Source organism: Pseudomonas sp. BIGb0176 (assembly GCF_024810175.1).
In the GTDB taxonomy this organism is placed as follows: domain Bacteria; phylum Pseudomonadota; class Gammaproteobacteria; order Pseudomonadales; family Pseudomonadaceae; genus Aquipseudomonas; species Aquipseudomonas protegens.
On the sequence record NZ_JANUEC010000007.1, the window covers coordinates 46,755 to 65,144 of the forward strand.

Here is an 18,390-nt window from a genome sequence, read left to right on the forward strand (position 1 = left end):
CCATGATCGGTCTGCTGTTTACCTTGATCTGCCTGCTTCTGCTGGGGCTTTCCGGCTGGCTGTTCTACCACGGCGTGCGCAAGACCGAGCGGGAACGAGTGCTCAACCGCCTGGCCGAAGGGCAGCCCGACCTGACGCCGCAACGCACCTCCTGGGGTGGCCTGGAGCGCGCGTTCGCCCGGGCCGGCCTCGGCCAGCCCAGCGAGCGCCTGGGCCTGTGGCTGGCGGTGTGGGTGGTGCTGATGCTGCTGGGCTATGTGCTGGCGAGCTGGCTCGGCCTGTTGGGCGGCATCCTCCTGCCACCCCTGCTGCTGCGGCTGTATATCGCCTGGCTGTATCAGCGCCGGCTCAAGCGCATGATCGAACAACTGCCGGCCTTGCTCGATCACAGCGTGCGCAGCCTGAAGTCCGGGCGCACCCTGGCGGACGCCGTGCTGGGAGCCATCGAGGCCAGCAACGACCCGCTGAAGAACGCCATGGGCCGCATCCAGCGCAACGTGCAACTGGGGGTCAACCTGCCGGACGCGGTCAGCGATTTCGCCGAGTTCTACGAGCAGGACGAACTGCGCATGTTCGCCCTGGGCCTGAAGGTCAACCATCGCTACGGCGGCAACGCCAGCGAGTTGCTGGAAAACCTGATCAAGCTGATCCGCGAGCGCGAGCAAGGGGCGCGGCAACTGAGCGCGATGACCGGGGAAACCCGCATGACCGCCTGGGTCCTGGGAACCCTGCCGCTGTTGCTGGTGGGCTACTTCATGCTGACCAACCCGGGCTACATGCTGGGCATGTGGCACGACTCCGCGGGGCAGAAAATGCTGATCACCGCGGTGTGCCTGCAGATCTTCGGCTGCCTGGCCCTTTGGCGCATGTTGAGGAGCATCTGAAATGCTGGTACTGGCCGCTGCACTGATGTTTCTCGGAGCGTTGCTGCTGCTTGGCAACGGTGTGCTGGAACAGCGCCGGCGCGAGCGCCAGATCGCCCAGCGCTTGCAGGGCAACATGACCCGCGACAGCCGCCTGGGCAACTGGCTGCGACTGCTGGGCGACAGCCGCTTCGGGCAGCGCGCGGTGAGCATGGACAGTGAAACCCAGACCCTGCTCAACCGTCTGGGCTGGCGCCGCGCCAGAGAGCGCTCACTGTTCGCCGCCAGCCAGATCGCCACGCCGGTGCTGGCCGTGTGCCTGGTGATCTTCATCCAGGAAGTGGCCTTTGCCCAGGCCCAGAGCAAGTGGCTGGTACCCATGCTGGCACTCGGTGCCGGCTACCTGCTACCCAAGCGCGCGCTGGCCTACGCCGCCAAGCGCCGGCAGAAGCACATCGCCCTGGAGATCTCGACCTTCATTCCCCTGCTGCGCATCCTGTTCGAGTCGGGCATGGCAGTGGAGCAAGCGTTACGCGTACTGAGCAGCGAAGCGCAAAAGCTGCTGCCGGAACTGACCCAGGAACTGCGCCTGATCCTGGCCCGTGTCGACTCGGGGCTGGAGCTGGGCCATGAACTCAACCAGACCGCCACCCTGCTGGCGGTGGACGAGTTCACCGACACCTGCGTGATTCTCCAGCAACTGATCCTGCAGGGCGGCGGGGCAATGAAATCGCTGCAGGCGCTCAAGCAACTGCTGGACGACCGGCGCCTGACCCGCCTGCAGGAATATATCTCGAAAATGTCCGCAAAAATGTCGGTGGTGATGATGCTGTTTCTCTTCCCCGCCCTGTTGATCGTGCTGGCCGGGCCAGGCTTCACCGCCATCGCCCGGGCCTTCGCTTCCTAAGAGGGAACCTGATGAAAGCCATGATTGCCGTTGCCAGCCTGTTGCTGCTCGGAGGATGCGCCAGCAACGGCCAGACGCCCTGGGCGGCCCTGACCAACTCCAGCAGTTGCGCCAAGCTCAGCTCCGAGCAGGAACTGGCAGTGAACCTCGCCGACGAAATGGCCACCGATGGCAAGCTGCACGCCAGCCTGGCCAACCTGCAGAACCTGCCGGACAACCTCGCCGAGGTGCGCGTACGCAAGGCGCGAGTCTATCGGTTGCTGGGCCGCAGTGAGGCCGAACCCTTGTACCGCAGCCTGCTGGGCTCGTGCCTGGCCGCCGAAGGCGAGCACGGCCTGGGGCAGTTGGCGGCAGCCAGGGGCGACAACGGCCAGGCCCAGGCGCACCTGCAACGGGCCGCGCGCCTGGCGCCGACCAATGAAAGAATCCGCAATGACCTGGGGGTGGTCTACCTCAACCAGTTGCGCATTGAGGATGCGCGCTTCGAGTTCCTCACCGCCATCGAGCTCAAGCAGTCCGAGCCCCTGGCGGCCATCAACCTGGTGACCCTGTTGCTCTACCAGGACAACTGGCAGCAGGCCGCGCAAGTGGTCAGCCAGGCGAGCCTGAACCCGCAGCAGTTCGCCCAGGCCCAGGCCCGCGCCGAAGAGCTCAAGGCCCCGACCGCCCCACGCGCCAAGGTGACCCAGGTCGCCAGTGGCGCTACCACCTTGCAGCCAGACGCCGCACCCGCCAAGGAGCGCTGATGATGAAACTGCCGATGTTCTATTGCACTGCCCTGCTGGCGCTGCCCCTGGCCGCCCAGGCCATCGAGGCCGGCCCTGCTTCACCCCAGCAACAGGAAACCGAAGCCTGGCTACTGTTGCAGAACCGCAACCTGGCGTCCTCGCCCCAGCCTCAGACGGCCACGCCCACCGAACGCGAACTGGCGCTGCAGCGCTGGCTGAAGAAATACAAATACGAGATCCCGGACCTGTACGACCCGGACGCCGGCGGCAAGGTGGAAACCAAGTAGGAGAAAGCCCGCAACCGGCGGCGAACGGCTCGCCGCCGCAGGCTCAGTGGGCAGTCACCCGCTGGCGCAGCCCGGAATTGCTCGGTGACAGGGCCAGGGCCAGCTGTGTGCGGTTATGCATGTGGGTCAGGCGCAGTACCTGGGAGACATACAGCTTGACGGTGTTTTCGGTGATCCCCAGCTCGCAGGCAATCTGGTAGTTGGTCTGGCCCTTGCCCACCAGTCGGGCCACATCCAGTTGCCGCGGCGACAGCTGGTTGAAGATGGCCGGGATCTCGATGGCATCCCCTTCGCCGGCGCCTTCGCCCCGGGGCTCTTCGCTGCGGCTGGTAGCCGGGCTGCGCCGGACCTTGTCCAGGTCCTGGTACAGGTCATCGATGGATTCGGAAAGAAACTGCAGCTTTTGGTTGAGGTGCCCCAGGTGCAGGTTCTTCTGCCGTTCCTGCAAGGCGACCTCCTGACGCTGCAGGCCTTCGAGGAGTTCGTCCAGGTCGATGGGCTTCTGGTAGTAGTCGGCGATGCCGGCGCGCAGGGCCTTGATCACGTCCTGCTTGTCGGACTGCCCGGTGAGCATGATGGCTTCGAACACCCGCTGCTTGCCGGCCATCCGTTGCAGCTCCTGGACCAGCTGAATGCCGTCCATATCGGGCATGTGCAGATCGCAGAGCACCAGGGAAATTTCCGGGTCCCTGTTGAAGCACTCCAGCGCCTGGCGGCTGGATTGGCAAGGGACACAACGGTAACCGCTGCTTTCGAGGAACTCGCAAAGCTCTTCGACAATCAGGGGCTGATCGTCGACCACGAGCACCTTCATCTGTGAGGTGAGCTTGTTCACGTGCTACTCCGTGCGGGCCAATCGCCGATTGGCCACTCCTGTGCTGCCACGCATGATCCGGGCAGCCACGACTTAAAACCTAGACCTACTTTCCGACTATGTACATAGCATTAATGGGTCCGGCGACTAGTGGATCACGCTCACAGTTAAGACCATTCCAGCCAGGACAAAGGGGGCAAAAGGGTATTTTTTTGACCCCCTCCCAGCGCGCCCTGCCACGGGGGTATCAAGTGCTTGTTTCTGCTGGGGCCAGAGCCTGAGCACAAGCAGCCAGAGCAGGCTGCACAGACCGGCGGCGATGAACGTCCCCAGCAGATACAGGGGGCCGGAGGCCAGCCCCAGGGCCGCCATCAACTTGACGTCGCCGGCGCCCATTCGTCCGCTGGCGTAGCCGGGCAAGGTGAACAGCAACGCCAGCAACAACGCCCAACCGCCCTGGCTCGCGCCGGCCCCCAGCCAGGTCGTGCCGCTCCACAGCAGGTAGACCGTCGCCAAGAGCGCGGCGCCAAGAGTCAAGCCATTGGCAATATGCCGCTGACGCAAATCCTGCAGCGCACAGATTGCCAACCAGACCCACAAAACCCAGAAATGCATCAGCCAGAACGGTCCCTTTTGCCGGAATGGTCCTATGCTCAATGGACATAGTGGTTGTCAGGGTAGACGCACTCATGAAACCGGGCCTCCCTAGAAAGCAGAAAGGCGCTGTGGCGATCGAATTCGCCGCGGTGTTCGTGATCTTTTTCGCGGTGTTCTACGGTCTTGTCAGCTACAGCCTGCCGCTGCTGATGATGCAGTCGTTCCACCAGGCCACTGCCGAAGCGGTGCGGCGCGCGGTGATGGTCGACCCCAATACCCCGAACTACGCCACCACCGTGCAGAACCTCGCCAACAGCGTGGTGCAGACCCAGACCCAGTGGATTCCCCCGCCCTTCAACTTCGCCGCCACCGACTACAGTGCGGTGTACAGCGCCGGGGTGCTGACGGTCTCGGTGAACTACCCCACCAGCAAGCTGAACCAGGTGCTGCCGCGGCTGGTGCTGCCAGGAATCGGCCCGGTACCCAGCCTGCCCACCACCCTGACCGCTAGCTCGAGTCTGCAATTTTGACCTCTGGCGACAAGCTGCTCGGACGTCTACTGGGCCGCCAGGCGCTTCCCGCCGCACAGCCGCACAGCCCGCTGCCGCCCCAGGCGGTGGGCCTGCAACTGGTGCTCGATCAACAGGGGCGCATCCTCAGCAGCCACGGCCCGCTGCGCCACAGCCTGATCCAGCTGCCCCCCTCCCGGGAGCCACCGCACCTGCTGGCCTACGTATTGCCCGGCAGCGTCCTGGCCCTTGAGGGCGGCCCTGCCGACTGGAGCGGCCAGGTGCTGGACCTGGACCTGCGCGGCGCCGGCGGCCAGCCCCTGCACCTGCGCGGCTGGGTCCAGCGCTGTGGGCAGGAATGGCACCTGCAACTGCTGGATATCGGCGACCTGGTCCAGCAGCGGCAACAGGCCCTGGGGCGCGAGCAGTGCCGGGTGTTTGCCGCCCAGGCCAGCGAACAGTTGCGCCTGTGCAACCTGACCCGCCTGCCGGACGTGCTCCACGACCAACTCACCGACCTGGCCCGCTATTGGCACATTCCCTGTCTCGGCCTGGCCCTGCTCGACGAGCAGGAGCAGGGCTGGGTGATCCACAGCTGCTACAGCGCCCATGACGCCCCGCGCCTGTGGCAGGAAGGCCAGGCCCTGGGGGCCGGCCTGGACAGCCTGAGCGGCAACACCCCGCAGCACCTGAACCAGATCCAGGGCCTCAACGAACACCCGCGACTGCAAGGCATCTTCGGCCATCGCGAAGGCTTCCTGGTGCCGTACCGGGATGATCACGGCGTCGCCGCCTGGCTCTTGTGCGGCTGCTACGCGGTCCAGCAGCATGCCCCGTACCTGCTGGATCGCGACTGGCTGATGCTCGCCGCAGCCCTCGCCGGGCCCTTGCTCAGTCGCCTGCGAGAGCATCGCCATCACCTGCACCTGGAACGCCTGGAGGCCCTCCAAGGGCTGCTGGGCGCCGGCTGGTGGGAGCTATGCCCGGACACCGCCGAAATACTGCTGGCCAGCCGCCTGGCCGCCAGCCTGCACCTGCCTGAGGATGGCGCTCGCCTGAACGTGCAAGCCTGGCTGGAACTGATTCATCCCGCCGACCGCGGTGAGCTCAGCAGCCGCCTGCAGGAACTGAAACTGGGCAAGCCGCTGCTGCTCAATGTGCGCCTGCACGAGCCCGACCCCAGCGCCCCCCAGCGCTGGTATCGCTTGCAGGGCCAGGCCCTGGGCCGAGGCGAAAGCCAACGCCTGGTGGGTTTCATGCTGGACATCAGCGACATCAAGAACCAACAGCAGCAGGCCGCCGCCGCCCATGCCCGGCTGGACAACCTGATCGCCAGTTCACCGGCGGTGATCTACGTCCAGCGTTACCAGGAAGGCGCCTTGCAGCCGAGCTTTTTCAGCGCCAGCCTGCAACCCCTGCTGGGCTGGAGCCTGGCGGACTGCACGGCGCAGCCCCTGGCGGAGTGGGTGCACCCCGACGACCGCGACCTGTATTTCCAGCGCTGCCGCCAGTTGCTGCGCGAAGGCAGTGTGCATACCCGCTATCGGCTGCGCGATCGCCACGGGGCATACCACTGGGTGCTGGACGAAGCCAAGCTGCTGCGCGACGACCTGGGGTTGCCAGTGGAAGCCGTCGGCCTGTGGCTGGACGTCACCGAGGCAACCCTGGCCGCCGAGCAGGTGCGCCAGAGCGAAGAGCGCTATCGGATCCTGGTGGAAGATTCGCCGGCGATGATCTGCCGCTATCGCCCGGACCTGACCCTGACCTTTGGCAACCGGCCGCTGGCGGCCTACCTGGAATGCGCCCCCGAGGAACTGCCGGGCAGCAACCTGGGGCAGTGGCTGTCCGCCGAACAGCGTGAAGGCTTCGAGCGCCGGCTCAAGCTGTTGAGCCCGGAATATCCCGTGAGCACCGCCGAGATCAACCTGCAATTGCCCGGGCGCGAACATGCCTGGTGGGTGTGGTCGGATCGCGGAGTGTTCGATGAACAGGGGCAACTGCTGGAAATCCAGGCCGTGGGCCGCGACAACACCGAAGTCCGGCGCGCCCAGCAGCAGCTCACGCAAAGCGCGAAAATGGCCACCCTGGGGGAAATGGCCACCGGGCTTGCCCACGAGATCAACCAGCCGCTCAACGTGATGCGCATGGCCATCGTCAACGTGCTCAAGCGCCTGGGCAATGGCGACGTGCAGATCGACTACCTCACCGACAAGCTCAAGCGCATCGACGCCCAGGTCCAGCGTGCGGCCCGGGTGGTGGACCACATGCGGGTGTTCGGCCGACGCTCGGAAGTGGAACAGCAGCCGTTCAACCCGGCCCACGCCATCGAAGGCACCCTCTCGCTGCTGGCCGAAGGCATGCGTGGCAAGGGTCTGGAGTTGCGGATCAGCGAGCTGGGGTTCGAGGTCCAGGTGCTGGGGTTTGTCGACCAGTTGGAGCAGGTATTGATCAACCTGCTGGTCAATGCCCGGGACGCCCTGCTGGGCAAACAGGAAAAGCAGCACGACTTCAAACCCTGGATCGCCGTGTACGGCCAGCGCGACGAGCAGTGGGTACGCCTGTGGGTCGAGGACAATGGTGGCGGCATCGACCCGCGCCTGCTGGAGCGGATCTTCGAGCCGTTCTTCACCACCAAGCCGGTGGGCATCGGCACCGGGCTCGGGCTGTCGGTGAGCTATGGCATCGTGCAGAACATGGGGGGCCGCCTGAGCGTCAGCAACAGCCAGGACGGCGCGCGCTTCTGCATCGAACTGCCGATCGCCGAGGCGGATCAGATCACCAGGTAGGCCTTGCCGGTCTGCCCGCAGGTGAGGTTGGCCCCCACTTCCACGTCCATCAGGTTGATCCCCAGCCCCGACAGCAGGTTATTCAGCAGAGGGTCCAGCAGCGGGCTCAGGAGCCCGGTGATCAACGGCGTGAGCAGGTTGCTGACCCCGCTGATGGCCGAAGCCAGCCCCGTGACAATGGCCCCCAGCGGGTTGTTGTTGACCGGCTTGTAGACGATCAGGTTGATGCCGGCCAGGGTGCCCGCCAGGCTGTTGACGATGTTCGTGGTCGGGGCCGCCGTCTGGTAAGTCGGGGTCTGGTTGACGTTGGGCGGTATCGGAAACGGCGACGCCGAGCTGGAGAACACCAGGTCCTGGGTATTCTGCGCCACGCTGGTGTTGACCATCACCGCGATGCCGCCGCCCGCGTAGTGCACCACCGGGTCGCAGCGCCCCGGCAGGACCAGGAACTGGTAGCAGGTGCGTATGCCCAGGTCCACCAGCGGCAACGGCTTCACCACGGGCTCGGCGGCAGACGAAAAGGCATTGGCCGGGTCGATCTGGCCGACCTTCAAGTCGGCGATGGAACTGACGGCATGGGCGGTCAGGCTCTTGGTCCCGCTGTTGTTCACCGGGCAGCTGTAGTCGGTGACATAGGCAATCGCGCCCCCCGCGTCCAGGCTCAGGTCGATCTCCGATGAGGAGGCGATGGCCGGGTATAGCTGTTCGCACCCCGCCCCCAGCAGGCATAACGCCGAACCCAGGGTCGCCACCAGGTTCAGGCTCAGCAGGCTGTTCAACACCGGGGTCAGCGGCGCCACCAGGTTGCCCACCGCGGTGCTCAACCCGGAAACCAGCGGCAGGGACAGATTGACCCGCACCAGGGTCCGTACCTGCGCAGTGCGCACATAGATCCGGTTGGCGCCCGTGGGATCGGCCTTGGCCAGCGCCGGATTGCCGATGGCCGACAACTGCGGCGGCTCGATGACCTTGGCCTGCACCGTGATATTGGCCAGCCCCAGCACGTTGATCGGCAAGGTCGCCGCCACCGCGCTGTTGCTGTTGGACAATTGGATCACCGCCTGCAACAGCTGGAACAGTTGCAGGTTGGCATCCAGGGCGGTGCTGGGCAGGCCGGTCTGCAACTGCAGGATATCTCCCAGCTTCAAGGGCGCGGCATTGATCGCGGCAACCTGCAGGTTGCCCAGGGCGGTCAGGATGTCGGCGGTGGCGCCATTGGCCTGGACCACGGTGATCGCCGCCTGGATCAGTTGTGTCACGCTGGTGGTGGTGTTGAGCAACTGGGTGTAATTGCCAGCGGCCACCCCCAGATTGATCGCCAGTTGGTTGAGGTAGCTCAGCAGGTTGATGTTGGTGTTGAGCAAGCCGTTCCAGCCCACTGCGCTGAGGCTCAGGCTGCCCCCCAGCATTCCGCCCACCAGTGGGTTGAGAATGCTCGATTGCGCGGTACTGACGGTGCCCAGGGTGCTGCGAATGCTCAACTGCGCCACGGTGGGCGTCGGCGCCGCGGCAACGGCCGTGGCGCTGAGCTGGGTGGTGAGGTTGATCGGCCCCGGTGTGAACAGGGCCGCCACCCCCGATGCCACGCTGATGGGCACGGTATGGGTGGCGATCACCCGTATCGCCACCGCTTGTGCAGGGTTGGCAGTGAAGGTCCGCAGGCCGTTGGCCCCGGTGGTCAGGGAACCGCAGGAAGTGCTCAGGCTACTGCCGGTGGCTACGGTAAAGCCGTTGCGGGTGGCGTTCTGGCCGGCGTAGGCAGCGGCCGTCAGGCCGGCCTGGCAGGTGCCGCCACGGCTGACGGCCTCCAGCGCGGCGTTGTCCGCCACGCGCTGCAACTTGCGCTGTTCCATGTAGAGCCGGCCGCTGTCCACTACCAGCAACATCAGCAACAACGCCAGGCCGAAGGTCACCGCCGCCATCAGGCCAATGGCCCCGCGCTGACGAGCCGGGCCGTAAAACCGCTTCAGGGGAGACATCGGGGCACTCCTTTACCGGCTCGCAGCCGAGCGCTATCTCCATCGATGAAAGCAGTGTAGTCAAAGGCCGTGGCAGACGCAGGCCGGGGCGCAGGGGCGCCGGACTGGCGGCAGCAGGCAGGGCCGCACACCCTGTGCCGCCCTGCCCGGTCGAAGGTTTCAGTGGGGCGGGTAGTTCTGCAGGATGCGCATCACCGTAGTGCGAACCGCGGCGCTGCGATCTGCCGGGTTGGGCGAGCTGCTGAGCATCTGCTCGTCGCTGCCGCGCCACACCAGCTTGCCGTCCTTGCCGTCCAGCAGGTCGATCTGGATGGTTGCCACCTTATAGGTGATGTTGCGGGTTTCGTTGTACATCGGCCCGCCCCAGTAGCCATTCCACGGGCCGCCCCAACCGCCGCCATAGTTGGTGGTGACCTGCTGCTGGCGGTCCTCGACGATCAGGTACGCCTGCACATTCAGGTCGGCCCGGGCACCGCCCTGGGCCGGACGCAGGCCGCGCTGGTCCAGTTGCTCGGCCACCGCCTGGCGGATGCGCTGTTCGGTCAAGTCACTCTTGATCCGTGGATCATCCGGCCGGTATTGCAGGGCGGGTTCTTTCCAGTTCCAACTGCGATAGGCGCCAAAGTCCCGGCTGGCGTCGAAGTCATGATTGACCTGGTTGGCGGCGCAGGCACTGAGCAAGGCGGCACACACCAGTAGAGCGATTCGATGGAACATGCTGTTTCTCCGCTTGAAGACAAAAACCGGGGGCGATCCTAACTGGGAGGATAGGTCGCCATTGCCTTTTGCACCGCCTCACGCAAGGCATCGGCCCGCTCGCCGAGGCTGCCGCGGCTGCTGGTCTCGGCGCTGGCGCTCCAGACCGGTTGGCCGCTGGCGCCGTCATACAGGTTGACCCGCACCACCACCACTTCCACCTCGTAGGTGCGCACCACCGGCACGCTGCCGTACATGCCGTAGCCCGGGCCATAACGGTTATAGCCGCCGTAACCGCCATACCCGTAGTCGTCCTGGACCTGGCGCAGGCGCTTTTCCAGGTGCAGGTCGGCGCTGACCCACAGGTCCGCCGGCCGGCTGTCATGCACAGGGCGCAAACCCTGCTGATCCAGGGCATTGCTGACCGCCTCGGCAATCTGCGCCGAGTCGGCCCAGGCCGAACCGCTGGGCAGGCGGCCATTGAGCCAGGCCCAGTTGCGGTAGCGGCCATAGTCCCGTTGCGGCGCCGGGTAGGCGCTGCGGTCAAAGGTGTTGGCCGCTTGCGGCGGGGCCGGCGGCAGCGGGTTGGAGCTGGCGACATAGGGGTTGCTGCCCTGACAGGCGGCAAGCCCCGAACACAGGAGGATCAGACCCAGGCGGTGTTTCATTGCACACTCCGTTAGACCGGCCGGCACAGCCAATGCAGATAACGCCCAAGCCCGGCGAAACTTGGGTGTCGACGGTGAGCCAGCTCCATTTCCAGCAGATCCGTCAGCTCGGCACGGGCCTGGAACTCCACCGGCATGTAATCGTGGAAAACCCGCACTCCGCTCTGGCTTTCGACTCGCCACAGGCCCTCAAGTTGCGCCGCCAGCTCGCGAGGATCAAGGGGCTGTTGCGGGGTCAGGCTCTGTTTCTCGCCGGCCATGTCGTTCTTGCGCATCTTGCGGAAGTGGCCCTTGAGCAGGTTGCGGTAGACCAGTGCGTCGCGGTTGTAGAAGGCCAGGGACAGCCAGCCATCAGCGGCGGTCAACTGATGCAGCACCGGCAGGATCGCGTGGGGTTCGGCCAGCCATTCCAGCACCGCGTGGCACAGCACCAGGTCGTAGGGTTCGGTCAGTTGCCCCAGCAGTTCCTGCCAGGGCGCCTGGATGAAGGTTGCCTGCTGCCCGGCGTCGGCAAAGCGCTGGCGGGCGCCTTCAAGCATCGGCGCGGCAGGCTCGGCCAGGGTGACCTGGTGCCCGCGCTCGGCCAGCCACAAGGACATGTGCCCCAACCCGGCGCCGATATCCAGCACCCGCAGTGGCCGCTCGGGCAGCGCTTCCTTGAGATCGGCCTGGAGCACCGCCAGGCGGATCGCGCCTTTGGCGCCGCCATAGATCTTCTCGGCGAAACGGGTCGCCAACTGGTCGAAATGCCGGTCGCTCATGAGCAGAACCGCCGTTCGCTGTCCGCCAGCTTGCTGCGTACCACCTGGTCCATGTCCAACCCCAGCTCGCTGCACAGCAACAGCAGGTAGAGGACGATATCCCCCACTTCCTGGCCGGCATGGGCCAGCTTGTCTGCTGGCAGTTGCCGCGACTGGTCCTCGCTCAGCCACTGGAAGATTTCCACCAGCTCGGCCATTTCGACGCTGGCGGCCATGGCCAGGTTCTTCGGGCTGTGAAATTGCCGCCAATCGTTGCGGTCACGAATGGCGTGCAGGCGTTGGGTCAGTTGCTCTAGGTTCATCGGGGTCTCCTGAAGGCGTATAGCTTCCGGGGGATGGGCGTGGGACGCAAGAGCGCTTTCGCTGGCCAGCCGGCTCCTCCAGAATGCGCAACCCCCGGCAGCTTCTATGCTTAACAGGGAACTCGCCACGGGTGTTCATGGCCCAAGCTTGAGCTCGGGCACTCGGCCCATCTTTCATCAGGACGCGCACATGCAGGTAGAAAGTTTCTTCGAATGGCTCGGCCAGGCCATCGGCTCGGTGATCCGCTTTATCGTCGACCTGCTCAGCGGGTTGTTCAATACCCTGACCCACGCCGGGGGCAACTTTGTCGACGGCCTGTCCCGCGCTCTGGGCATGGACACCTCGATCGTCAGCATCATTGCCCTGATCATCGGCCTGATGTTCCTGTACTCGGCGATCCGCGCCTTCATGCGAGCCTCGATCATCCTCGGCATCATCTGGCTGGTGCTCGGCCTCTGGCTGCTGAGCTGGATCATCCACTGATCCCCCCGCACTAACCCCCGGCGCCCGCGGGCGCCGGGTACAATGCCCGCTCTCGCAAGGAGCCTGCATGCCCCCCCTGATTTCCGATTGGCGTCACCGCCCCACCCATCGCCGCGTCTGGGCCCTGGCCGCGCCGATGATCCTGTCGAACATTTCCGTGCCCCTGGTAGCGCTGGTGGACAGCACGGTGATCGGCCACCTGCCCCATGCCCACCAGCTGGGCGCCGTGGCGGTCGGTGCCAGCCTCTATACCTTCCTGGCCTGGGCCATGGGCTTCCTGCGCATGGGCGCCACCGGCTTCGCCGCCCAGGCCGCCGGGCGCGGCGACGGGGCGGCGCTGCGGCAGATCCTGCTCCAGGGCTTGATACTGGCCATGGGGCTGGCGCTGCTGCTGGGCGCCATAGGCGTGCCCCTGAGCGGCGCGGCGCTGCACCTGATGCAGCCCTCGGCGGAGCTGGACCAGATGACCCGGAGCTTTTTCCACACCCGCCTGCTGGGCCTGCCCGCGGCCCTGGCCAGTTTCGCCCTGGTGGGCTGGTTTCTCGGTACCCAGAACGCCCGGGCACCGCTGGCCATCCTGCTCAGCACCAACGTGCTGAACATCGCCCTCAACCTGTGGTTCGTCCTCGGCCTGGACTGGGGCGTGGTGGGCTCGGCCCGGGCTTCGGTGATCGCCGAATGGAGCGGCGCGCTGGTCGGCCTGGCCATGACCCGGCCGGCCCTGCGGGCCTATCCGGGGCAAATCGCCTGGGCGGCATTGCGCCGCTGGCAGAGCTGGCGCCCGCTGCTGGCGGTCAATCGTGACATCTTCATCCGCAGCCTGGCCCTGCAATCGGTGTTCTTCCTGATCACCGTGCAAGGCGCCCGTCTGGGCGATGCCACAGTGGCGGCCAATGCCCTGCTGCTCAACGGCCTGCTGCTTACCGCCCATGCCCTCGATGGCCTGGCCCACGCAGTGGAGGCCCTGTGCGGCCACGCCATCGGCGCCCATGACCGCCCGGCCCTGCGCCGCTCGCTGGTGGTAGCCGGTGGCTGGTCGCTGCTGGCCAGCCTGGGGTTCGCCGTGCTGTTCCTGCTGGGCGGCCACCTGTTCATCGAAATGCAGACCGATATTCCCGACGTGCGCCAGACCGCCTTTACCTACCTGCCCTACCTCGCCGTACTGCCGTTGATTGCGGTCTGGAGCTACCTGCTGGACGGCCTGTTCATCGGCGCCACCCGGGCCCGGGAAATGCGCAACGGCATGCTCCTGACTGTGCTCCTGCTGCTGCCCTTTGCCTGGGCGCTGCAAGGCCTGGGCAACCACGGCCTGTGGCTGACGTTCCTGCTGTTCATGTTCCTGCGCAGCCTGACCCTGGGCGCCTTCGCCTGGCACCTGCAGCGCCGCGACCGCTGGTTCGCCGAGGCTCGCTGAACCTCGTGCCCGCAGGCCGCACAGCCTGAATTGCGGGCAAAAAAAACCCACCGCAAGCGGTGGGTTTCCAGGGTTCGCCGGGGCTATCAGGAAGACAGGTAGGACGAACGGGTCAGGCCCAGGCGCAGCGCATCGAGGAACTGAGTGCGCTCGGCGGCACTGATCTTGGCGCTGGCCACCTTGTCGCGGTAGTGAGTCATCAACTCCTCCGGCGACAAGTGCACGTAGCGCAGCATGTCTTCGATGGTGTCGTGGGTCTCGATCCCGGCGTGGTACACGCTGCCGTTGGCCCGCTGGTAGATGTTCACCGAGTCGGTGTCGCCGAACAGGTTGTGCATGTCACCGAGGATTTCCTGGTAGGCGCCCACCAGGAAGATCCCCAGCAGGTAGTCCTCGCCCTCGTTGAGGCCATGCACTGGCAGGCTGGTCTCGATGCTCTGCTCGTCGACGTACTGCTTGATCTTGCCGTCGGAGTCGCAGGTCAGGTCCTGCAGCACCGCGCGGCGTAGCGGCTCTTCGTCGAGGCGGTGCAGCGGCAGGATCGGCAGGACCTGGCCGATGGCCCAGGTGTCCGGCAGGCTCTGGAACACCGAGAAGTTGCAGATGTACTTGTCCGCCAGCTTGTCGTTGAGTTCGTCCAGCACCTGGCGGTGGGAACGCTGGCGCGCCTTGAGCGAGTTGTGCAGGCGCCGGCACACGGCGAAGTAGCACTGCTCGGCCAGGGCTTTCTCGGCCAGGGTCAGCTTGCCATCGGCGTACTGGGCGGCCACGTCGCTCATGTAGTGAGTGGCGCGCCAGTAGGTTTCGGTGACCATCTCAATGTCGGTCGGGCCCAGCAGGTCCACCAGCCATTGCACGGTTTCCGGCAGCTCCTGCTTGTTGTCGATCTGCGGCACGTCGTCGTTGTGCTTTTCGACATCGGTGACCTGCACCACCAGCATGGCGTGGTGGGCGGTCAGGGAGCGGCCGCTCTCGGAGAAAATGTGCGGGTGCGGCAGGTTCTGCGCGTCGCAGAATTCCTTGAGCATGCCCACCACCACGCCGGCGTAGTCGTCCATGTCGTAGTTGATCGAACTGGCGTTGCGCGAGTGGGTGCCGTCGTAGTCCACACCCAGGCCGCCGCCGACGTCGATGTGGTCCACCGGCAGGCCGAGGTTGCGCAGCTCGCCGTAGTAGCGGATGGCTTCCTTGAAGCCGTGCTGGTAGTCCGCCAGGTTGGCGATCTGCGAGCCCATGTGGAAGTGCAGCAGGCGGATGCCCTGATCCAGGCCGGCGGCGCGGAAACGCTCTACCACCGACAGCAGCTGCGCCGCCGACAGGCCGAACTTGGACTTTTCACCACCGGTGTCGGCCCACTTGCTCGATGCCAGGGACGACAGGCGCACCCGCAGGCCCACTTGTGGCTTGACCTTGAGGGACGCCGCTTCCTCGATCACCAGGCCCACTTCGGACTCTTTCTCGATGACGATGAACACGTTGTGGCCCAGCTTCTGGCCCATCAGCGCCAGGCGGATGAATTCGCGGTCCTTGTAGCCGTTGCAGACAATGGTGCCGCCCTTGGGCGCCAGGGCCAGTACCGCCAGCAGCTCCGGCTTGGAGCCGGCTTCCAGGCCGATGGAAACATTCTGGGTGGCGATGATGTTCTCGATCACCGCTTCTTGCTGGTTGACCTTGATCGGGTACAGGGCGGTGTACTTGCTCTGGTATTCCAGGCGCCCGATGTTGGCATCGAAGGCACCGGTCAGCTGGCGCACGCGGTCCTGGAGGATGTCCGGGAAGCGCACCAGCAACGGCAGGGACAAGCCGCTCTTGCGCAGTTCTTCGACCTGTTCGAACAGATCGATGGGCAAGCTGCTCGGGCCGTTCGGACGAACTTCGACGCGACCGGCGTCATTGATCGCGAAATACCCGGCCCCCCAATGGCGAATCCCGTAGACACTGCGGCTGTCCGCAACTGTCCATTGGCTGCCATCGTCTTTACGTGTGCGTCGTACGGACATCGAAGTCCCCTATAAAGAAGTCATAGAGCGCCGCCCCACTCCAGGGCTGGCGCAGTCTAAAGAATGAAAATGACGATTAGCCTGCAAGCGCAATAGACCGCGCCCGCCGTGCCGAGTTTAGAAACCGTTCATGAACAGGCTCTGTGAAAACCATGGAGACGACGCCGGTGTCCTGAGCGAATCAAGACAGGGTCCAGTCACAGGTGGTTTTCACAGAGGCTGCTAGCCGCCGGACTTCTTCGCCTTGAAACCGTGCTTGACCAGTTCCGCCAAGAGTAGCTCGACATGGTCGCCCTGGATTTCGATGACGCCGTCTTTCAGGGCGCCGCCGGTACCACAGCGTTTCTTCAGCGTCGTGGCCAGCTCCTTGAGGGCATCTTCGGCCAGGGGCACGCCGGTGATGGTGGTCACCGTCTTGCCGCCACGGCCCTTGCTTTCGCGGCGCACGCGGGCAATGCCGTCGCCGGCCGGGATCACGGTTTGTTTGCAGATACAGGCGGCTACCGGCTGGCTACAGTCCGGGCAATGTCGACCTGCGTCGGTGGAAAATACCAGGCCACCAAGGGCGGCGAAGGATGCGGCTTTTTTGGCCACCGGCAATCCTCTTGGGAGGACAAAGACTGGTCGAAGCACATGGCGGTGCCATCGACCGCGAAGCCCCACTCAGGCAGGGGCAGCGCTACTGAACCAGGGCAGCCTGGTTCAGCTTGAAAAGTCGCGCAGTGTAACGGCAAAAAGCCCGGTTGCTAAGAGCCAATCAGCGCCAATTTATGCAACTTTAGCGACGCCGTGCCAGATAGCGCTGCAGGGCAGCCAGGGAGTCCGGGCAATAGGGCTTTTCGTGGATTTCCCGCAGCACCTGATCCAGTGGCATGAAGTGCGCTTCGAGGACTTCTTCCGGCTGCAGGCGCAGCGGGCCGTCCCACACCGCACAGAACGCCGAGCACCAGAGGCGGTTGCCGGTGTCCTCGAAGAAGAAATGATCGTGGGCGACCAGTTCCACCCCGCTCACCCCCAGTTCCTCCTCCAGTTCCCGGGCAGCCGACTCGGCGTAGCTCTCGCTGGCCAGGACCATGCCGCCGGCAGCGACGTCCCAGTAGCCCGGGTAGATGGCCTTGCTCAGGGTTCGCCGGTGCACGCACAGCTCACCGGCGGAGTTGAACAGCATGATGTAGGTGCCACGCCCGATCAGGCCGCGCTCGCGCAACTCGGAACGGACCATGGCACCCAGCAACTGGTCTTCGCCATCGACCCAGGCAATCTGTTCTGCATCGGAGGCGGCGCGGTGGGCCGCCTCTTTGTCGGTTGCGACCATGGATCAGCCTTGATTGAGCAATTGACGCAAGTCGATGACCGCCGCGTTGGCCCGGGAAATATAGTTGGCCATCACCAGCGAGTGGTTGGCCAGCACGCCGAAGCCGCTGCCATTGAGAATCATCGGGCTCCAGACCGGCTCCTGGGACGCTTCCAGTTCGCGAATGATCTGGCGCACGCTGACGGTGGCGTTCTTCTTCGCCAGCACATCGGCGAAGTCCACCTCGATGGCCCGCAGCAGGTGCGACAGCGCCCAGGCCTGGCCACGGGCTTCGTAGAACACGTTGTCGATCTGCATCCACGGGGTTTCCACCACTTCTTCATCGACCTGCGGGCCCTGGCCCGGGGCCGGCACTTCGGTCTTCAGAGCAGTATTGAGCTTGACCCGGCCGACGCTGGCCGACAGGCGCTGGGACAGCGAGCCCAGGCGCGTGCCAACGTCACCCAGCCAGTTGTTGAGGTTGTCGGCGCGGGCATAGAACTGCGCGGTCTTCTGGTTCGGATCGGACAGACGCGCCTGGTAGCGGCTCAGGGAGTTGATGCCTTCCTGGTACTCCGATTCGCTGGACGGCAGGATCCAGCTCTTGTTGTCGAAGTTGAAGCGCGGCTCGGCCTTGGCCAGGTCGGCGTCTTCGGCGGACTGCGACTGGGAACGGGCGAAGTCCTTGCGCAGGGCACGGGTCAGGTCGCGGACCTGGACCAGCACGCCGTATTCCCAGCTCGGCATGTTGTCCATCCACAGCCCCGGTGGAAAACGGTCGTTGGAAATGTAGCCACCCGGCTTGTCCAGCAGGGTGCCGACCACGGTCTTCAGGGTTTCCACGGTGGTGTAGCCCACCACCATCTGTCGGCCTTCCTTCTCGGCGGCGATCTGGGCGTTCTGCTGGACCGGGAACAGCGCCGGCTCCTGGCTCCAGTACCAGCCCAGGGCACCGGTGACCAGCAGATACAGGCCCAGCAAGGTGGCCAGGGCACGACTGAACAGCAGGCCACCGAAATAGCTGCGTGTCGCCGACTTGGGTTCGGCAGCACGATCCGGCGCGCTGCCTGCGCGATTCTTCCAATCCAGCATGGCTATGTCCTTTCAATCACTTGAGTTCATCGGTTCGACCACAACCCTACTCCATCGTGCCTTGCCTTGACGGGATAAATCTTCCGGCAAATGCGCGCCGCGCAATGATTGCGAATCAGCTGGCCACTATAAATGAAGCACAGTCCGGAGCCTACGCGACCAGTCGGTCAGGAACTGAATAACGTCGCTTTGCACATTATTGACGTACG

Annotated in this window: 19 protein-coding genes; 8 read left to right on the forward strand and 11 right to left on the reverse strand. The window is 65.1% G+C overall.

Annotated elements, in window-relative coordinates; all coding sequences use genetic code 11:
* Positions 1-2: 2 nt before the first annotated feature.
* The 4 genes from M2395_RS30380 to M2395_RS30395 are packed head-to-tail and all read left to right on the forward strand — an operon-like array spanning position 3 to position 2,785.
* On the forward strand, positions 3-884 hold the full coding sequence (locus M2395_RS30380; protein ID WP_041115745.1) for a type II secretion system F family protein: 882 nt from the start codon (positions 3-5) through the stop codon (positions 882-884).
* A gap of 1 nt (position 885) precedes the next feature.
* Positions 886-1,770, forward strand: a complete 885-nt coding sequence (locus M2395_RS30385) for a type II secretion system F family protein (protein WP_011059062.1) — start codon at positions 886-888, stop codon at positions 1,768-1,770.
* A gap of 11 nt (positions 1,771-1,781) precedes the next feature.
* Positions 1,782-2,516 (forward strand): tetratricopeptide repeat protein, encoded by a 735-nt coding sequence (locus M2395_RS30390; RefSeq protein WP_053148881.1) that lies wholly within the window; start codon positions 1,782-1,784, stop codon positions 2,514-2,516.
* Entirely contained in the window at positions 2,516-2,785 is a 270-nt protein-coding gene (locus tag M2395_RS30395; protein ID WP_015634009.1) for a DUF3613 domain-containing protein, read from the forward strand. Before M2395_RS30390 ends, M2395_RS30395 begins: the two co-directional genes overlap by 1 nt.
* Positions 2,786-2,828: 43 nt before the next feature.
* Here M2395_RS30395 and M2395_RS30400 read toward each other — a convergent pair whose 3' ends face one another.
* Both M2395_RS30400 and M2395_RS30405 read right to left on the reverse strand, forming a co-directional pair.
* The gene (locus tag M2395_RS30400; RefSeq protein WP_011059059.1) at positions 2,829-3,620 is read right to left on the reverse strand and encodes a response regulator transcription factor; all 792 of its coding nucleotides are present in this window, start codon (positions 3,618-3,620) and stop codon (positions 2,829-2,831) included.
* A 126-nt stretch (positions 3,621-3,746) separates the two neighbouring features.
* Positions 3,747-4,214: a prepilin peptidase gene (locus tag M2395_RS30405; protein ID WP_072443991.1), complete on the reverse strand. Its 468-nt coding sequence runs from the start codon at positions 4,212-4,214 to the stop codon at positions 3,747-3,749.
* 74 nt (positions 4,215-4,288) lie between these two features.
* Here M2395_RS30405 and M2395_RS30410 point away from each other — a divergent pair, with 74 nt between their 5' ends.
* Together M2395_RS30410 and M2395_RS30415 are read left to right on the forward strand one after the other, a co-directional pair.
* Entirely contained in the window at positions 4,289-4,726 is a 438-nt protein-coding gene (locus tag M2395_RS30410) for a TadE/TadG family type IV pilus assembly protein (RefSeq protein ID WP_011059057.1), read from the forward strand.
* Positions 4,723-7,491, forward strand: coding sequence for a PAS domain-containing sensor histidine kinase (locus tag M2395_RS30415; RefSeq protein ID WP_019095458.1), 2,769 nt, complete (start codon positions 4,723-4,725; stop codon positions 7,489-7,491). Before M2395_RS30410 ends, M2395_RS30415 begins: the two co-directional genes overlap by 4 nt.
* On the opposite strand, the gene M2395_RS30420 is transcribed toward M2395_RS30415, so the two are convergent.
* The 5 genes from M2395_RS30420 to M2395_RS30440 all read right to left on the reverse strand — a co-directional run bounded on the left by M2395_RS30420 (position 7,476) and on the right by M2395_RS30440 (position 11,897).
* Positions 7,476-9,470, reverse strand: coding sequence for a pilus assembly protein TadG-related protein (locus tag M2395_RS30420; RefSeq protein WP_077933285.1), 1,995 nt, complete (start codon positions 9,468-9,470; stop codon positions 7,476-7,478). The two genes, M2395_RS30415 and M2395_RS30420, sit on opposite strands and share 16 nt — an antisense overlap.
* A gap of 159 nt (positions 9,471-9,629) precedes the next feature.
* Positions 9,630-10,187 (reverse strand): DUF4136 domain-containing protein, encoded by a 558-nt coding sequence (locus M2395_RS30425; RefSeq protein WP_011059054.1) that lies wholly within the window; start codon positions 10,185-10,187, stop codon positions 9,630-9,632.
* A 38-nt stretch (positions 10,188-10,225) separates the two neighbouring features.
* Positions 10,226-10,834 carry a DUF4136 domain-containing protein gene (locus tag M2395_RS30430; protein ID WP_077933283.1) on the reverse strand — a complete coding sequence of 203 codons (609 nt, stop codon included), beginning with the start codon at positions 10,832-10,834 and terminating at the stop codon, positions 10,226-10,228.
* A gap of 11 nt (positions 10,835-10,845) precedes the next feature.
* Positions 10,846-11,595 (reverse strand): methyltransferase domain-containing protein, encoded by a 750-nt coding sequence (locus M2395_RS30435; protein WP_011059052.1) that lies wholly within the window; start codon positions 11,593-11,595, stop codon positions 10,846-10,848.
* Positions 11,592-11,897, reverse strand: a complete 306-nt coding sequence (locus M2395_RS30440; protein ID WP_011059051.1) for a MazG-like family protein — start codon at positions 11,895-11,897, stop codon at positions 11,592-11,594. Before M2395_RS30440 ends, M2395_RS30435 begins: the two co-directional genes overlap by 4 nt.
* Before the next feature lie 190 nt (positions 11,898-12,087).
* Between M2395_RS30440 and M2395_RS30445 the strand changes: the two genes are divergently transcribed.
* Entirely contained in the window at positions 12,088-12,381 is a 294-nt protein-coding gene (locus M2395_RS30445) for a hypothetical protein (protein WP_011059050.1), read from the forward strand.
* Between the two features lie 67 nt (positions 12,382-12,448).
* Positions 12,449-13,795 carry an MATE family efflux transporter gene (locus M2395_RS30450; protein ID WP_011059049.1) on the forward strand — a complete coding sequence of 449 codons (1,347 nt, stop codon included), beginning with the start codon at positions 12,449-12,451 and terminating at the stop codon, positions 13,793-13,795.
* An 86-nt stretch (positions 13,796-13,881) separates the two neighbouring features.
* On the opposite strand, the gene speA is transcribed toward M2395_RS30450, so the two are convergent.
* The 4 genes from speA to M2395_RS30470 form a co-directional block, all read right to left on the reverse strand.
* On the reverse strand, positions 13,882-15,795 hold the full coding sequence (gene speA / locus M2395_RS30455) for an arginine decarboxylase (protein ID WP_041115725.1): 1,914 nt from the start codon (positions 15,793-15,795) through the stop codon (positions 13,882-13,884).
* Between the two features lie 222 nt (positions 15,796-16,017).
* Positions 16,018-16,389 (reverse strand): translation initiation factor Sui1, encoded by a 372-nt coding sequence (locus tag M2395_RS30460; RefSeq protein WP_015634001.1) that lies wholly within the window; start codon positions 16,387-16,389, stop codon positions 16,018-16,020.
* Between the two features lie 184 nt (positions 16,390-16,573).
* The gene (locus M2395_RS30465) at positions 16,574-17,110 is read right to left on the reverse strand and encodes an NUDIX hydrolase (RefSeq protein WP_011059046.1); all 537 of its coding nucleotides are present in this window, start codon (positions 17,108-17,110) and stop codon (positions 16,574-16,576) included.
* A gap of 3 nt (positions 17,111-17,113) precedes the next feature.
* A complete protein-coding gene (locus M2395_RS30470; RefSeq protein WP_011059045.1) occupies positions 17,114-18,181 on the reverse strand; it encodes a DUF2333 family protein in 1,068 nt (355 codons plus the stop codon).
* Positions 18,182-18,390: the final 209 nt, after the last annotated feature.

Coding starts and splice junctions, on each gene's coding strand:
- M2395_RS30385 (WP_011059062.1), top strand. CDS start 886: ATGCTGGTACTGGCCGCTGCACTGATGTTTCTCGGAGCGTTGCTGCTG.
- M2395_RS30380 (WP_041115745.1), top strand. CDS start 3: ATGATCGGTCTGCTGTTTACCTTGATCTGCCTGCTTCTGCTGGGGCTT.
- M2395_RS30430 (WP_077933283.1), bottom strand. CDS start 10,834: ATGAAACACCGCCTGGGTCTGATCCTCCTGTGTTCGGGGCTTGCCGCC.
- M2395_RS30410 (WP_011059057.1), top strand. CDS start 4,289: ATGAAACCGGGCCTCCCTAGAAAGCAGAAAGGCGCTGTGGCGATCGAA.
- M2395_RS30440 (WP_011059051.1), bottom strand. CDS start 11,897: ATGAACCTAGAGCAACTGACCCAACGCCTGCACGCCATTCGTGACCGC.
- M2395_RS30420 (WP_077933285.1), bottom strand. CDS start 9,470: ATGTCTCCCCTGAAGCGGTTTTACGGCCCGGCTCGTCAGCGCGGGGCC.
- M2395_RS30405 (WP_072443991.1), bottom strand. CDS start 4,214: ATGCATTTCTGGGTTTTGTGGGTCTGGTTGGCAATCTGTGCGCTGCAG.
- M2395_RS30390 (WP_053148881.1), top strand. CDS start 1,782: ATGAAAGCCATGATTGCCGTTGCCAGCCTGTTGCTGCTCGGAGGATGC.
- M2395_RS30465 (WP_011059046.1), bottom strand. CDS start 17,110: ATGGTCGCAACCGACAAAGAGGCGGCCCACCGCGCCGCCTCCGATGCA.
- M2395_RS30435 (WP_011059052.1), bottom strand. CDS start 11,595: ATGAGCGACCGGCATTTCGACCAGTTGGCGACCCGTTTCGCCGAGAAG.
- speA (WP_041115725.1), bottom strand. CDS start 15,795: ATGTCCGTACGACGCACACGTAAAGACGATGGCAGCCAATGGACAGTT.
- M2395_RS30470 (WP_011059045.1), bottom strand. CDS start 18,181: ATGCTGGATTGGAAGAATCGCGCAGGCAGCGCGCCGGATCGTGCTGCC.
- M2395_RS30445 (WP_011059050.1), top strand. CDS start 12,088: ATGCAGGTAGAAAGTTTCTTCGAATGGCTCGGCCAGGCCATCGGCTCG.
- M2395_RS30395 (WP_015634009.1), top strand. CDS start 2,516: ATGATGAAACTGCCGATGTTCTATTGCACTGCCCTGCTGGCGCTGCCC.
- M2395_RS30450 (WP_011059049.1), top strand. CDS start 12,449: ATGCCCCCCCTGATTTCCGATTGGCGTCACCGCCCCACCCATCGCCGC.
- M2395_RS30425 (WP_011059054.1), bottom strand. CDS start 10,187: ATGTTCCATCGAATCGCTCTACTGGTGTGTGCCGCCTTGCTCAGTGCC.